The following is a 15256-nucleotide window of genomic DNA, read 5'->3' as shown; positions in this document are numbered from 1 at the left end:
TTCCTCGATGGCGCAATCGGCAGCGCGGGTGGCTGTTAACCACTAGGTTCGAGGTTCGAGTCCTCGTCGAGGAGCCAGCCGACAATATGGCATTTCATGCTCAATGCATGAAATGCCATTTTTTATTGCCATCGCGCTCTTCGCGCGAAACATATCGGTGAAATGGCGTATCGAAGACGCCCTGGGTTCATTGCCAGCCGAAGAGGCAGAAGATAAAATAAGGCGGCCGGCAACATAAAAGTAAGGCTAAGAAAGGAATGACCTCAATATGAACATCAATCTCGAAGGACTACCGGCGATGCTTGAAAAGGTAACGTTCGCCTCGCTGCTGCCCGCCCTGCTCTATCTCATGGGCGGACTTCTCATCGTAAAGATAGTTATGGGCGCGCTGACAAAGGCGCTTGAAAGATCGGGCATAGAAAAGACCCTCCACAAATTCGTCCTCACGCTGATAAAGCTTACCCTCTACTTTATCGTCTTTATGACCGTGGCGGGGGCGCTCGGGATACAGATAACGTCTTTCGTCGCCATCCTGAGCGTCGCCGGATTGGCCATCTCCCTCTCGCTGCAGGGCGTCCTCTCAAACCTATCCAGCGGCGTCATGCTCCTCTCCGTCAAGCCCTTCAAGGTCGGAGACTACGTCGAAGTGGGCGGCGTCGGCGGCACCGTGCGGGAGATCGGATTTATCCACACCAAGGTCTCGACTGTCGATAATAAAATAATCTACATCCCCAACAGCGAGGTATCTTCCTCAAAGATCGTGAACTACACCAACGAGGATAAGCGCCGCGTCGACTTCGTGTTCTCCGCGGGCTACGACTGCCCGGTCGAAACGGTCAAGCTCGCGATAAGAGAGGCGATAGAAAAATTTCCGCAGGTCTTCGCCGAACCGGCTCCCTTCGTGCGCGTCGGCGCCTACAAAGACTCCGTCATCGAATACACCGTGCGCCTCTGGTGCAAAACCGACGACTACTGGAACCTCTATTACGATATAATGGAGGCGGTGCCGGAGTCGTACGCCAAACACGGCGTCGAAATGAGCTATCCGCACCTCAACGTGCATATGGTCAATGATCAAGATAATTAATTTTATGGGAGTGATACCATGTCTGATAAAAAGATCCTCGGTTTCATCGGCACGGGCGTAATGGGAGCCAGCATGGCCGGCCACCTGCTCGCCGCCGGCAATGAGGTGCATGTCTACAACCGCACTAAAGAGAGGGCGATGCCCCTCGTCGACAAGGGCGCGGTATGGGAAGACGCCCCCGCCGATATCGCCGCGAAGTGCGACATCATATTCACCATCGTAGGCTTCCCCAAGGACGTTGAAGAGGTCTACCTCGGCAAAAAAGGACTTGTGGAAAACGCTAAAGAGGGCGCTGTGCTCGTCGACATGACCACCTCAAGCCCAAAACTAGCGAGAAAGATACAGGCCGCGGGCAAGAAACGCGGCGTAGGCGTCCTTGACGCCCCCGTCACCGGCGGCGACAAAGGAGCGCGCGAGGCGACGCTCACCATCTTCGCGGGCGGCGACAGCGAGGACTTTGAAAAGGCGCTGCCCTATTTCAAGATAATGGGGCGCACCGTCAAACATATGGGCGGCGCGGGAGACGGACAGAACGCGAAGCTCGGCAACCAGATCGTGATCGCGGGAACCATGACCGGAATGTGCGAGGCCCTTGCCTTCGCGAAATCCTGCGGGCTGGACCTTGACGAATTCATCGAGGCCGTAGGCGGCGGCTCGGCGGCGACCTGGAGCCTGAAAAATTACGGGCCCCGCATACTCAAGGGGGATTTCGCCCCCGGCTTCTTCATCAAACACTACATAAAAGACATGAAGCTCGCGGAAGAGGCGGCGGACGAGATGGATCTGGACCTGCCCGCGCTTACAGTTACGAGAGAACTCTACGAGGAACTCGCCGAGGGCGGTTACGAAAACAGCGGCACACAGGCGCTCTACTGCCTTTACGACCCGGAAGAATAGACGGCCGGCACAAGGGCCGCCATCCGCCCCAACCACGGGCAGATGGCGGCCTTTTATGATTTATGACGTTCTTATTGTTGAAATTAAGTACGTATATTGTTATAGTTGCAATATGGACAGAGTACGTCGTAAATAAATCAAGCGAGCCGGGCTGGTGATGAAGAAATGAATAAAAGCATAGCGCCGCCGCGGGCGGAGATAAACGTATCCGTCTTCAACGGGACATACTACGCGCTCTATATGTTCATATTTCTGCTTGCCGAGCTGGTCATACAGGACAGGGCGGCCGCCGCCGTCGGCGCGGAGGCGGTCGTCCCTGCCTATTGCGTGGGGCTCATCGCCACCGCCGCTGGGTACCTGCTGCTGCCGCTGAGCCGCGCGCTCGTCCGCGGCGAAGCCGCCCGCCGCGCCATGCTCGTCTGCGCCGGCGCGATTTTCCTCTTCTCGTTCGGCCTGATCGTCTTTGTTGGATCGCCCTTCTTTTTCATGCTCCTCGCCGCCGTCGCCATGCTCGCGATAGGCTATGTCGGGGCCTTCGTCCATTACGCCGCGGCCGTCGACATGGATGGCAGTCCCCATCTCGGCATCACCGTCGGCGGTGCTGTCTGCGCCGCCGTCCTCATACAATATCTCGTCCAGAACTACACCAAGACAGCCCCGGCGCTTATGGCGAGCGCGGCGGCGGCGCTCGCCCTCTCTCTGTGGATGCCGCTCAAAGGGCAAAAGGACGAGCGCCGCCCCCTGCGCCCCGGCGCGGAAGAATCGCCGAAGACCGCAAACGACAAGCTGACCTGCGTCATCGCCGCCTGCCTGATGTCGGCGGCGATAGGCATAAGCGACGCGATCGTGACAGACTTCAGCGCGCGCGGCGACGTCACGCTCTCCGCCTACCCGCGGCTCTTCTACGCCGTATCGCTCGTCATGGCCGGATTCATCGCCGATATAAAAGACCGCCGCTGTCTGCCGATAGCCACCGTCTGCGTACTCCTCTTCTCTGTAATCGTCACATCATTTCTTGAAGGTTCCTTCGGCTTCGTCATCAGCCTTGCAACACTCTACTTCCTGGGCGGCTTCGTCATTCTGTACATTACGCTCGCCTTCATGGAAATGGCTCCGAGGACCGCAGCTCCCGCCCTGTGGGCCGGTATGGGGCGCGTCGTGCGCTCGCTTACCATTGGCTTTATCGCGGTGCCGGGAGTGAAGCTCTTTCAGCATGCCGGCCACCATCTGCTGACCATCATCAGCATCTGCCTCTCGCTCGCGGTATTGCTGCTATTTTACGCAGCGGGCAAGCTGAATAACTCCAGCGGCGAAAAGAGCCCGGCAGGCGGAACGGCGGCCTCCTTCGCCGGGAGATACGGCCTCAGCGGCCGCGAAAACGAGATAGCCGAGCTGGTCATTATGAGCGACGACAGCATAAACGAACTCGCGGAGCAAATGGCGATCTCCGGCAGAGCCTTTCAGCGCAGCCTCACCGCCATATATGAGAAGACCGGCACAAAATCACGCCTGGGGCTGCTCCGCCTCTACTACGAATGCCTCGCGGAAGAAGAGGCGGCGCGGGAATCGGACACGACGGCTTGAAATCATATCATCAGTATCCTTTATTTTATCAATAAAATCTAATTGTATATCAATGTCGTCGTTACGACAAAACCTGGCGTACATGCGACGCATTCTGTCGTCATGACGGCCTGTTCAAAAGACTCTCTTTTTTTAATAATAGGACAAAGAGGGCGTGACCCCGCCCATCCTAAACAAAGAGGAGAGTGGAATCGATGAGAGCGGTAAAAATTCTTCTTCGCGTCATCACATTGGTCGTCGTCTTGACGGTATCGTCCGCAGCGGCTCTGGCGTCGCCGGCTGTCAGCGACAATTATCAAAAGATCCCCCTGAACGGCCTGAATGTGGGCGGGACCTTAGTGGATGACAGCGTCTGGGCCTTTCCAGAACCGCCAGATACCGAACTGCAGAATATGATAAAAGAAGATGCCGGCAACGGGCTCTGCCAATTGCTCGGCAACAGTGAAATCCTAACCGCCTGGCAGGCATATTGCTCGGCGTCGGGCTCGGGCGGCGTCATTTTGCTGGAAACGACCGACGGCGTGCCGCCCGCAGTCGCAAACGACGCGAAGGCATTCATTACACGCCTCGACATCGATTGGTCCCCAAAACCTCCGGTTTCCACATATGTCTTAGTGGAGGCTGTGGACGGCATCGCGGTGGACAGCGCAAATAAGACCATCGCCATCAAGCCGGCGAAGACGCTCAGTTTTGAAAAAGATAAGCCTTACGCGATCTTTATAGCCAAAGGCGGTCCCGCCCCAGCCCCTGACCACGAGCCCGCGAAACCCTTCATCATCAGCAAAGACTACGAAGAGTATCCCGTCGCCTCCATAGACGTCAGCGTTGACGAACCGCTGCCCGCGGGCATTTCCCCCGCAAATGTCAAACGCCGTGAAAAAGGGCTTGACGGCTGGCGCGGCACGATCAATAAATACATCAGCACTGACGACACCCTTGATTCGATAGACTGGCCGGAGGGGTTCAAGAAGGACGACCTCATCTCGCTGTCGGCCCTCACCGCGGTCGGCGTCACGATCGATTACGATAAAGAGACCGCCTCCGACGGCGACGTCACCTTCCATATCAGGATCGGCGGCTTTAAGGGGGCCTTCGCCGGCAGCCCCTGCGTCTTCATCGTCGACCCCGGGACGAAGCCGTACCGCCTGACGGCTTTCCCCGCGCGGTATGACGCGGAGACGGCGACTGTCACCTTCACCGTCGCCGGCTATAAGAAATATTTCAGCTTCGCCATCCCCATCATCGGGGACGTGAAGCTCAAAAGCCAGCCGGTCCCAGAGTCCCCCGGCTCCGGCGGCTCAAGCGGCGGCTGCAGCGCGGCCCCGTGGGGCGTCTTCATCACCCTCGGCGCGGCCTGGCTCTGCCTCAAAGCACGCAAAAAGTAACCCCGGCGCGAATATCAAGGGGCCCTCGGCGGCCCCGTTTCCTCTCTATATGACGAAAGGGTGATAAAAAGATGAGAAATATGGCCTCCTTAATTAGGAGCGGCATGAGGTCCCTCCTCCTGACGGCGGCGCTCCTCCTCTGCTGTTTATCATGTTCCGCCGCTTGGAGCGGCGGCGTTGACACGGAATGGTACGGCGACGGCTCCGCGCGAAGCTATGTCATCTCCGCCCCCGAAGAACTCGCCGGACTGGCCGCGCTCGTCAACGCAGCTTCCGATGATTTCACGGACAAGAGCATAACCCTCTCCGGCGACATCGATCTCAACGGCCGTCAATGGACGCCGATAGGAAATTTTGGCACTACGCCGGCAAAAACCTTTGAAGGAGCCCTTGACGGTGGCGGAAATACCATAAAGAACCTGACGATCTCGGGAACAGGGATTTCCGCCGCCCTCTTCGGATACATCGGCGTGTCGGGCGTTGTGAAGAACATTACAGTCACCGGCTCGATTGCGGGAGATTACGAATATCTGGCCGGCGTCGCCGATATCAACCGCGGCGTTATCGAAAGATGTGAGAACCGCGCCGCCGTGACCGGCACTCTCATAATGGAATCTGTCGGTGAAAATAGCTACTGCGCCGGCATCGCCGCAAGAAACTACGGGCGCATATCCTCCTGCCTCAACAACGCGCGCGTAGAGGGAGGAGCGGCCGCCGGCATCAGCTGCGAAAATGGCAGTAATCGATATGCAACCGACTTATATCAGGCCGAAAAAGCTGTCATCGAAGGCTGCGAAAACAGCGGCGAAATTATAGGGAAGGCAGGCGGCAGAGCGACGGCGGGAGGCATCGCCGTAACGGCCAATAGCTATACATTAAAAAATTGCAAAAACAGCGGTCCCGTAAAAGGCCGGGGCAACAGCGCCCTCGGCGGCATCGTCGCCGAGACCGACAGCAGAACGGGTGCTAAATCCTCATCCATTGACGGCTGCGTAAACAGCGGTAGCGTCACTTTGGAGGGCGACGGCTCCGGTTCAGGCGTAGGCGGCATCGTGGGCGGCACCGGCGGCATCACTAAAATACTCAATTGCCGCAATACGGGAAACATAAGCGGCCCCGACGCCCCCGTAGGCGGCATCACAGGACGGCTCGGCGGTGACGATGGAACCGTGATTTCCAATTGCGTCAACAGCGGCACGATAACCTCATCGTACATTGACGGCGAAAGTTACGCTGGCGGCATCGCGGCCATAAACTTCCTGTTGATAGAGGACTGCGTGAACCTTGGAGATATCCGCCTGCCTGGCTCCGGCGTCAGTCAAAACTGGACGGCGGCGGGAGGCGTCGCCGGCGCCAACCGCGGAAGCGGCGGCATGATAAGGAGATGCGCATCGGCCGGGAGAGTGGAATCATTCAGCACGTACAGAGGCGGTATAGCCGGATACAATAAGGCTCACGACCCACAGGATGATGAGGGGATCATTACGGAATGCGCCTGGCTAGACTCTTCCGCGCCGCGCGCCGCGGGCGACGCGGAGACGACAGCCGGAGCGTGTCCCTTCACCTCCGAACAGCAGCAAAAAATAGTCACCGCCTGCCTGCTCGTTCCCTTCTCGGCGACAGTGGCGCAAAACGGCGCTGCCGATTTCACGCTGGAGCTGTTCCCCGGCACAGGCGCGCCATTCGGTTCGCACGTCAGGGAACTCTCCGCCGCCGTCACGCCTGACAATATCGCGGCTGCCGCGACCAAAGGCGCCGTCGTCGCCGTGAGCGGGAAATCCCCCGGCAGCGCCGAAATGTCCGTCAGGGTAAAATTCTGCCCCAGCGATCTCTCCGATCCTGAATTCGGCCCTTCGGAGACACCGCATGATATCGTGCTCTCTGCGGGGATAAATGTCGTCGAAAGGATACCCGCCGCCGGCATCACGCTAGACAAGAGCGCGGCGTCGCTGAGAAAGGGCGAAACGCTGACACTCGCAGCGGCGGTCACGCCCGCTGATTCGACGGACGCCGTCATTTGGGCGAGCGGCAGCCCGGAGGCCGCGAGCGTGGCTGACGGCAAGGTGACGGCGCACGCCCCCGGCACGGCGGTAATAACGGCCAGGGCGGGCGAATTCAGCGCCGAATGCATGGTAACAGTGATAGATACAGACACACACTACGGCGGTTCAGGCGGCTGCGGCGCGGCCCCGTGGAGCCTCCTCATCTGTCTCGGCGCGTTCTGCCTCCAACTCAGAAAGAATAAAAAATAAACTATGCGGCAATCATTTGAACGCAAAGGAGCCACTCCCGGCCCCTCTGTTTTTCACGCGAAAACGCACAGGCACCTAAAGCGAAGCTTAAAACGCCGGATCAGTTTTTGGCTGACGCCGTCGTTTCCGTGGAATCCGGCATCGCCTTTTCTTTAGTGTCGAGCAGCTTCATAAAGCTGTAAACAAAGGGCAGCGTCGCGAAGAGGGTCATAACATTGGCAGCCGCCTGGCTGACCGCGACGCCGTCCAGCCCCATAAAGGACGGCAGCACCGCCAGCATCGGCAGGAAGAATATCCCCTGACGCAGCGAGGCCAGCACCGAGGCGCGCGCGGCGAAGCCAAGTTCCTGCATCATCATCTCGGTGACGATGAAGAGCGGCTGAAGGATGAAAACCGCCGCCTGACAGCGGAGCGCGAAGGTCCCGACGCCGATGATCGCCGAGTCCCCATAGCTGAAAACCGTGACGATCTCGCGCGCGAAGATGTAGGTGAGAAGAGAGATGACGGACATGCAGAGCAGGCCTGCCCTGACGGTGAACCAAAAACCTTGGCGGATGCGCGCGTACTGCTTCGCGCCATAGTTATAGGCTGCAACGGGCAGAAAACCCTGCGTAATGCCCGTAACGATGGCGAAGAGGAACATGACGACGCGTGAAACGACCGACATCGCCGCGATTGCGGCGTCGCCGTAGGCTCCGGCGGCATAGTTGAGCGCCGCGGTGGAGAGGCTGGAAAAGCCCTGCCGCGTCATAGAGGGGCTGCCGATCCGGAAAATATCATAGTATTCGCGCGGATCGCGCGACACGCCGGCCAGCGTGAGCCTGGTGATGCTCTTGCCGCGCAGGAAATATTCATAAAGAATGACGAAGCTGACGCACTGGCTCACGAGCGTCGCCGCCCCGGCCCCCGCAATGCCCATTTTCAGGGGAAATATCAGCACCGGAGTCAGCACTATGTTGAGCAAAGAGCCACCCAGCAGCCCGCGCATAGAATAAACAGCCTTACCCTCGGCGCGCAGGATGTTGTTCATTACGAAAGCCGAACAGGCGAAGGGAGCGCTGAGCAGTACGTGGCGCGAATAATCGACGGCGTATGGCAGGATGCTGTCCGTCGCGCCAAGGAGCCTCATGAGACCCTCAACATATTTTATGCCGAGGAGCGCGGTCAGCGTGCCGATCAGGATGACGGAATAGAAAGATGTGGAGGCAAAACGGCTTGCCTCCGTGTCGTCGCCGGCGCTGAGACTTATCTCTATCTTGCTCTCCGCGCCGCGGCCAAAGGTATAACCGACGGCGTTGAAAAAGGCGAAGATGGCGAAGACGACGCTCGCGGCGGCGTTGGCGCTGGTCCCCAGCTTTGAGATGAAAAATACATTCGAGATCAGGTAAATGGTGGTGACTGCCATAATAACCGTCGTCGGTCCGCCAAGGGAGAGAATGAGCCTGCCCACCGGCTCGCTTAACATTCGCCGGCGCTGTTCTTCCTTGCCAAGCGCCGCCGATGACCTATGTCCCAACATTCGTATGTTCCTCTTTTGTTCTAAAAAATGCATGGCGAAAATTCCATACGACGGCCGGGAGGCTGGGACTTATGTCATTATTGATCCGTCCGAGGCCGGCTCCGCCGCCAGTCTCAGTATCGCATTTTTATTCTCTGCGCGTCATCTGTAATTGAGCCGAAGCCCTACTCCGCCTTCTGCGACAGAAAAATCCCGCGCGAGCGCCGCCTTCGCGGCAAAGTCCGTACAGTGACAGGGATGCAGCCGCGTCACACCCACCATCTTCATATAGGCTGATATCTCCGCCATCTCTCCGCCTGAACACGAGAGCAGGTGAAAACCTCCCACGACGTCGGCGACGCGGCGCTCCCCGGTCACATCACGCGCCCGTTCGATGATATTGCAAATGCCGGAGTGCGAGCAGCCGGTGATGATCACAAGCCCATCCTCGCCCGCGTAGGCAAGCGCGGAGTCGTCAAGGCAATAATCGCCGCGTTCGCCGCGGGAATCCTTTATCTTGCCCACCGCGCGGCGCGGCGTCACCGCCGCCGGTATCTCCCCCAGCCACCAAAGCCGGGGCGCAAGCTCGCGCGGCTCGGCGGAAAGCGCAAGCTCAAAATAATTGCCCAGCGCCTCCGCCCCCATCATCACCCCAATAGTAAGCCGTCCGTGCACCTTGTTCTCAAACGCCAGCGGGTGCGCGACAAGCAGCGGCCGGCGCTCAACCGCCAGGCGGTCAAAGAGCGCGACGAGCGAATGCGTACCCCAGGTGTGGTCGTTGTGCCCGTGAGAATAGATAAGCCCGTCCATCCGCGTCAGCTCGATGCCCATCAGCGCCGCGTTGCGGATAAAAACATCGGAATAACCCGTGTCAAACAGAAATTTTTTACCGCCGCACTCAAGCCAAAAAGAGAGCCCCGGCTCCCCCAGATAATACCGGTCGATGATCGTATTGTTGTCGGTAAGGATGGTAAGATCAAGCATGCGGCCGCCCCCCTTCAAATCAGAATAGTATCCCCAGCTTCACGGTAATTATAATATAACCACACAATAAGACAGGAAGAAAAACCACACCGTTTGGCACAGCCTGATTGAATAGAGGCTGATTATCACTGGCTTTCATTATTTTATAATATAATACGCGAATACCGCCGATAGCGGCACTGACTGACGCCGCACAACACAATAAACACAGACTCCTTATCTGTTATGACCAAAGACTCGCATGCGAACAATGTATACTATGGCCAGAGAGAACGCACAGAACACAATAGACTGCGACGAATTAGGAGGCCCCGTCCTCCGTTATATACTCGTCGTCAACCCGTTTTAAGATAAACTAACGATTACGGGCAATAATGCGCGCGGCATACCCACAGACAAGGACACATCAAAAACAAGGGCAGCTATAATGCTACTTTTCTTTACATGGCATGGATTGTATTGATAGCTGATATTATTTGCCTTATCGCCTTATTGATATCCTGCTCCGATATATCTTTATGAGTAACCATACGCACACTTCCCCCTCCTTTATAATCGACAAGCACCCCGTTATTCTTTAAATACTGAATGATATTAAGGCACTTACTCTCCGAAACATTTATTTTGAAGTAAACCATATTACTCTGAACACTATTTATATCTATGAAAATGTCATTTATTTCAGCGAGCTTCAGAGCAAGAAGTTTTGCATTATTATGGTCATCCTGTAAACGTTCAACTGTCTCGTCAAGCGCTATCAGCCCGGCAGCGGCAAGGATTCCTGTCTGCCTCATTATTCCCCCTAACATTTTTTTATTGCGCCTTGCTTCGTCAATAAAAGCTTTTCTTCCCAGGAGCATGGCACCGGCAGGGCAGCATAGGCCTTTTGAAAGGCAAAATGTCACAGAATCAACAGGAGCGGCGATCTCTTTGACTGGCGTGGATGAAGCGACAGATGCATTAAAAATCCTGGCACCATCCATATGTACCGGGACATCATGCTCGTGCGCCAAAGCGCTGATATCTGTTATATATTTCATCGGCAGAACACTTCCGGAACTCTTATTATGGGTGTTTTCTATACAGATCAGTCCGGTTGATGGAGTTTTAAAAGACTGTTTCCTTATTAAACCTTCCACCTTATTTAAATCCATTACGCCTTTTTCTCCGGGTAATATCCTCGGAATTGCGCCTGCGACGACGCAAAGACCACCGCACTCGTTGGTAATAATATGAGAGTCCGCCTCCAAAATGACTTCATTACCCCTGTTGATATGGCTCATTACCGCAACAAGGTTTGCCATCGTTCCGGATGGCATAAAAAGAGCAGCATCCTTGCCAAAAAGCACTGAAGCACGCCGCTCCAACTCATTGAGCGTCGGATCGTCGCCGTAACCCTCATTTCCACACTCGGCAAGCAACATCGCCTGCAGCATCGACTGAGTCGGGCGCGTACTTGTATCACTTCTGAAATCACTTTTTACCATCGTGTAGTCTGGCTTTGATGTCATGATATCATACCTTGCCTATCATCACGATGCTTCAATATCATTGGGACAACAATGCTGGCAATGCTTATAAACAGTAAAACCAGCACTATCGGTTTTTGGAATGCGGCAAAATAATTTCCGGAATACATCTGTACAGTGCGAAGCAGCTCACGATCCGCTATCGGCCCAAGTATTATTCCCAGAACTGTCGGCATGACAGGGAAATCATTCGCCTTCATGATATAGCCGAGCACTCCGAACACCAGCATAAGACCGGCGTCAAAAAAAGCGTTTCTATTTGCGAATGCTCCGAGTACCATAAACATCAAAACGCATGGGATAAGATAACGAACAGGCACCTTCAACACATATGCCGCGCACAGGCACAGCAACAACCCTACTATATACATTACGAATTGCTGAAGGAATAAGGATGAGATCGAAGCATAGATTATGTCACGATGATCTATAAACAGGCTTGGACCAGGAACCCACCCCTGAAGCATCAGCGCTCCCAGCAGCATTGCGGTAGAGGCGCTGCCCGGTATTCCAAGGACAAGCATCGTAGACATCGCTCCGCCCTCCGAAGCGTTATTTGCCGTTTCACTGGCAATGATACCTTCCGGTATGCCGGTACCAAACAGGTTCCTTCTCTTGGATAATTGCTTGCTCTGGTTATATGAAAGCAAACTGGCGACAGTTGCGCCGGCCGCCGGCATAATTCCTACGATAACACCAAGCACGGAGGTAGATATAACCTGCACAGGCCTTTTCATTATTTCTTTCCAGGCAGAGAGTATCTTTAATAGGCTGGGGTTTGATATTTTACCACTCACGACATACTGTTGGCTGATAAGCGATAAAATTTCAGGAAGTGACAAAAACCCAATAAGACACGGAATTAGAGGTATTCCATCCAAGAGATAGAGGACTCCGAACGTGCCCCGCTCTATACCATTGGCGTTCATTCCTATAGTACCTAAAAGTATTCCGAACAGACCGCTGAATATTCCTTTTAGCGGGTCATTGCCAAGGCTACCGACGACGGACAGGCCAAATATCGCCACCATAAACATCTCCGCTGGGCCAAATTTTAAAGACAATGTCGCAAGAGGTTCGGTGATCAACAGAAGGAATATACATCCGATGATACCGCCAATCACGGAACTTGTCAGTGCCAGTCCCAACGCTTCACTGGCCATACCTTTTTTCATCATTGGATATCCATCCAACATCGTAGCAATGTTTGCCGGAGAACCTGGAGTGTTGATCATAATAGCGGTTATCGCTCCGCCAAATAGACCTCCTGAATAGATAGACAACAAAAAAACAAGCGCGGTCAGAGGGGACATCGAATATGTAAACGGCAGCATCAGCGCTATGCCGAGCGTACCGGTCAGTCCCGGCAACGCACCGAGTATCAGGCCGAAAAACACGCCGGAGAACATATACATTATGTATTTTGGAGCAAGTATGACAGCAAAACCTTCAACGAAAGGAGTATAGTCCATTTTTCATTGCCTCCTTATACTAAAAACCTAAGATGCCACCGGGAAGTGGCACCATGAGAACAACCTTAAATGCAATATATAAAATGGCGGAACTGGCGACAGAAAAACAACAAACTACCCAAAGTTTGCGCACATTGAGGATATAAAGCATTGCCGCCATGAAAAAAATACTTGTGACTACAAATCCAAGGTACTGGATAATCCATACATAAAGGGCAGTCATACCAATAATCAGCATCTCTTTATAAGGTATTTTTATCTTAGTATGACAATCAGCGCCGCCCTCCTTGCAGGGAACCTGGAACCTTTTTTTATAACGGACATATTCAACTGCTATAAAATACAAATAGAAAGCTAAAATCGACAGACATACTGGTTTTATCAAGATTTTATCGATTGGATCAACGTTTACGCTTTCCATATAATATGCGGCAGACAGAGCAAGGACAACGCTTGGCACAAAAAGCGGAGCTATGAATCTGTACATCCTTAAATCCTCCAAAATTATAAAATAACAAGGGGCTGAAGCTTATATTAAAATATTTCATAGATTTCAGCCCCGAACACAGGCATTAATGTTTTACTACAAGTTCGTCCTTGTATTTTTCCACTAATTCATGTATGGCTTTGTTCACAGTTTTACTCTTTTCAGGCCCGATATATTGATTGATCGGATCCTGTTTTGAATCGACAAGGAACTTTTTATAATCAGGATCCTTCAAAGCCTGCTGGTAAGTATCAAGTAATTTTTTATATCTTTCGGGATATTTTTTTTTCAGATCTGAATGTACAGCGACAAACGTGCTCATAGATAGAGCGGGGAACTGCTTGCCTTCAAATACTTCAGAAAACGTAGGCGCGCCAGGGAAGAGCCCGCTTCTTTTAACACCCAGTATTACCAAAACCTTCGCCTTTCCTGCAACAGAAATATCTCCGCTTGAATTTCCAATCATGAAATCCAGATGTTCGCCGAGCAAAGCAGTTCTCAAAGCATTGCCATTGTCATATGTGACAGACTTAAAATCCAAACCATGTTCTTTCCTCAGGATCGAGGCCGCTATATTTTGAGGGCCTCCTGCAATATACCCGCACTTTAATGTCCCCGGCTTCTCCTTTATCGCTTTAAAAAGAGATTTCGCATCTTTATACTGCGAATTATTCAACACAACGATCTCTATCGCATCTTCCTGCTGAATATTGAGGACATCAAATTGATCAAATTTGTACTTGGCATTATGCGTAATGATATTAGAACTGAAATAGACCTGGCAGCCTAAGTATATTGTATTACCATCGGCCGGGAGCCTTGAATATATAGTGGTACCCACCTGGCTTGACGCTCCGTCTCTATTATCTATCACGATAGGCACGCCAAGATATTTCTCCCAATATTTTGCAAGGCCGCGTCCCATAGAATCAGAAGAACCGCCTGCCTTGAACGGGATAAGCAATGTGACTTTACTCTGAGGCCATTCCGCCGCACTGAGCCGACTTGGCACAGCAAACACATTGATGAGTAATGACAAAACAAGAATACTTAACACCACTAGCTTTTTCATGACAAAGAAAAACCTCCTGTTTTTTCTTTTATCCATATTATGGATATAATATCTTTAATATGGATAAATATTATAATACTCTCTTTCATAACATTGTCAATTAGTTTTTTAAATATTAAGTATTATTAAAAATATAGTATTTTGGAATAATAATTTTCTGTAAGTGAGTATATATCGTATAAAAATACTGTGTATAATCACTTTTTACCGTAACTATTTTATTTTTTCAGCTGTCTGACGACGTCGATAACGGTGCCGTCCCTCCACTCGACTACTCCGATTATTCTGTCTGTGGTCGCCACGGGGTCGGTCGGGCCGGACATTTTTTTCGCTCGCGCTTCGAGTTCTTCCATGCTGATGACGGGAAGTCCTTTGAGACCGGAGACTGCCTCTAAGAGGTCTTTTCTCTTGGGGTTGATCGTCACTCCGTATTCGGTGACTATGGCGTCTATCACTTCTCCCGGCGTGGTGACGTTGTAGACTTTGTCTGTCACGCAGGGGATTCTGCCTCTTAGCAACGGCTGCGCTATGATCGTCAGTTTGGCTCCCGCCGCGGTGTCCTGATGCCCTCCGGTGCCGTGGAGCAGCGCTCCGTCGGCTTCGGTGTTGACGTTGGCGTTGAAGTCGGTGTCTACTTCGGTCGCCCCCAGTATCACGACGTCAAGCATGTTTACCGCCGCCCCGCAGTTCCACGGGTTGGCGTACCAGTCGGCCGAGATTTCTATGTGGTTGGGGTTTTCTCTGATGGATCTGACGGCGTCGAGGTCGAATGACTGGACGTCCATGAGTTTGTCCACTAACCCCTCTTTGAGGAGTTCGACGAAGTAGCCGGTGATTCCTCCAAGGCCGAAGCTGCCTTTGATGCCTTTTTTGATCATGGCTTCTTTCATGAAGGCGGTCACTGCCAGGGGGATTCCTCCGGCTCCGGTCTGGAATGATATGCCTTCTTTGAAGTAGGGGCTGGCTTCTATGAGTTTGGAGGCGTAGCTGGAGATGAGGAGCCGCAAGG

General features: G+C 53.4%; 12 protein-coding genes and 1 tRNA gene. 6 read left to right on the top strand and 7 right to left on the bottom strand.

All coding sequences use genetic code 11. The annotated features are described in order from the left end of the window. Position 1: 1 nt before the first annotated feature. The 6 genes from CLOEV_RS00855 (at position 2) to CLOEV_RS00825 (ending at position 7205) form a co-directional block, all read left to right on the top strand. A tRNA-Asn gene (locus CLOEV_RS00855) sits at positions 2-77 on the top strand. Positions 78-268: 191 nt separating this feature from the next. Beyond that, entirely contained in the window at positions 269-1087 is an 819-nt protein-coding gene (locus tag CLOEV_RS00850; RefSeq protein ID WP_008709273.1) for a mechanosensitive ion channel family protein, read from the top strand. Between the two features lie 18 nt (positions 1088-1105). Next, positions 1106-1984, top strand: coding sequence for an NAD(P)-dependent oxidoreductase (locus CLOEV_RS00845; protein ID WP_034441356.1), 879 nt, complete (start codon positions 1106-1108; stop codon positions 1982-1984). Positions 1985-2149: 165 nt separating this feature from the next. Continuing rightward, positions 2150-3568, top strand: a complete 1419-nt coding sequence (locus CLOEV_RS00835; protein WP_051484778.1) for a helix-turn-helix transcriptional regulator — start codon at positions 2150-2152, stop codon at positions 3566-3568. A 194-nt stretch (positions 3569-3762) separates the two neighbouring features. Beyond that, positions 3763-4953, top strand: coding sequence for a hypothetical protein (locus CLOEV_RS00830; protein ID WP_034441350.1), 1191 nt, complete (start codon positions 3763-3765; stop codon positions 4951-4953). A 104-nt stretch (positions 4954-5057) separates the two neighbouring features. Continuing rightward, entirely contained in the window at positions 5058-7205 is a 2148-nt protein-coding gene (locus tag CLOEV_RS00825) for an Ig-like domain-containing protein (protein ID WP_034441347.1), read from the top strand. A gap of 100 nt (positions 7206-7305) precedes the next feature. On the opposite strand, the gene CLOEV_RS00820 is transcribed toward CLOEV_RS00825, so the two are convergent. The 7 genes from CLOEV_RS00820 to CLOEV_RS17440 all read right to left on the bottom strand — a co-directional run bounded on the left by CLOEV_RS00820 (position 7306) and on the right by CLOEV_RS17440 (position 15254). Continuing rightward, the gene (locus CLOEV_RS00820; RefSeq protein WP_034441345.1) at positions 7306-8724 is read right to left on the bottom strand and encodes an MATE family efflux transporter; all 1419 of its coding nucleotides are present in this window, start codon (positions 8722-8724) and stop codon (positions 7306-7308) included. A 141-nt stretch (positions 8725-8865) separates the two neighbouring features. Further along, complete coding sequence (locus tag CLOEV_RS00815) at positions 8866-9687, bottom strand: MBL fold metallo-hydrolase (protein WP_034441343.1); 822 nt, start codon at positions 9685-9687, stop codon at positions 8866-8868. Between the two features lie 440 nt (positions 9688-10127). Then, complete coding sequence (ltaE, locus tag CLOEV_RS00810) at positions 10128-11198, bottom strand: low-specificity L-threonine aldolase (protein WP_218915496.1); 1071 nt, start codon at positions 11196-11198, stop codon at positions 10128-10130. After that, positions 11195-12688 (bottom strand): tripartite tricarboxylate transporter permease, encoded by a 1494-nt coding sequence (locus tag CLOEV_RS00805; protein WP_034441341.1) that lies wholly within the window; start codon positions 12686-12688, stop codon positions 11195-11197. The genes ltaE and CLOEV_RS00805 overlap by 4 nt, the downstream gene beginning before the upstream one ends. Before the next feature lie 19 nt (positions 12689-12707). Then, positions 12708-13175 (bottom strand): tripartite tricarboxylate transporter TctB family protein, encoded by a 468-nt coding sequence (locus CLOEV_RS00800; protein WP_034441339.1) that lies wholly within the window; start codon positions 13173-13175, stop codon positions 12708-12710. Positions 13176-13260: 85 nt separating this feature from the next. Further along, a complete protein-coding gene (locus tag CLOEV_RS00795) occupies positions 13261-14247 on the bottom strand; it encodes a Bug family tripartite tricarboxylate transporter substrate binding protein (protein WP_051484777.1) in 987 nt (328 codons plus the stop codon). A gap of 218 nt (positions 14248-14465) precedes the next feature. Beyond that, a complete protein-coding gene (locus CLOEV_RS17440) occupies positions 14466-15254 on the bottom strand; it encodes a citrate lyase subunit alpha (protein WP_342667568.1) in 789 nt (262 codons plus the stop codon). Positions 15255-15256 lie beyond the last annotated feature (2 nt).

The organism is Cloacibacillus evryensis DSM 19522 (assembly GCF_000585335.1).
GTDB classification, from domain to species: domain Bacteria; phylum Synergistota; class Synergistia; order Synergistales; family Synergistaceae; genus Cloacibacillus; species Cloacibacillus evryensis.
Note: the sequence above shows the minus strand (reverse complement) of the source record. Positions and strands in the feature narration are given on the sequence as shown.

What these genes read in the sequence shown, in the direction of transcription:
- CLOEV_RS00825 (WP_034441347.1), top strand. Translation starts at nt 5,058, where the DNA reads ATGAGGTCCCTCCTCCTGACGGCGGCGCTCCTCCTCTGCTGTTTATCA.
- CLOEV_RS00815 (WP_034441343.1), bottom strand. Translation starts at nt 9,687, where the DNA reads ATGCTTGATCTTACCATCCTTACCGACAACAATACGATCATCGACCGG.
- CLOEV_RS00845 (WP_034441356.1), top strand. Translation starts at nt 1,106, where the DNA reads ATGTCTGATAAAAAGATCCTCGGTTTCATCGGCACGGGCGTAATGGGA.
- CLOEV_RS00850 (WP_008709273.1), top strand. Translation starts at nt 269, where the DNA reads ATGAACATCAATCTCGAAGGACTACCGGCGATGCTTGAAAAGGTAACG.
- CLOEV_RS00820 (WP_034441345.1), bottom strand. Translation starts at nt 8,724, where the DNA reads ATGTTGGGACATAGGTCATCGGCGGCGCTTGGCAAGGAAGAACAGCGC.
- CLOEV_RS00830 (WP_034441350.1), top strand. Translation starts at nt 3,763, where the DNA reads ATGAGAGCGGTAAAAATTCTTCTTCGCGTCATCACATTGGTCGTCGTC.
- ltaE (WP_218915496.1), bottom strand. Translation starts at nt 11,198, where the DNA reads ATGACATCAAAGCCAGACTACACGATGGTAAAAAGTGATTTCAGAAGT.
- CLOEV_RS00795 (WP_051484777.1), bottom strand. Translation starts at nt 14,247, where the DNA reads ATGAAAAAGCTAGTGGTGTTAAGTATTCTTGTTTTGTCATTACTCATC.
- CLOEV_RS00805 (WP_034441341.1), bottom strand. Translation starts at nt 12,688, where the DNA reads ATGGACTATACTCCTTTCGTTGAAGGTTTTGCTGTCATACTTGCTCCA.
- CLOEV_RS00835 (WP_051484778.1), top strand. Translation starts at nt 2,150, where the DNA reads ATGAATAAAAGCATAGCGCCGCCGCGGGCGGAGATAAACGTATCCGTC.
- CLOEV_RS00800 (WP_034441339.1), bottom strand. Translation starts at nt 13,175, where the DNA reads ATGTACAGATTCATAGCTCCGCTTTTTGTGCCAAGCGTTGTCCTTGCT.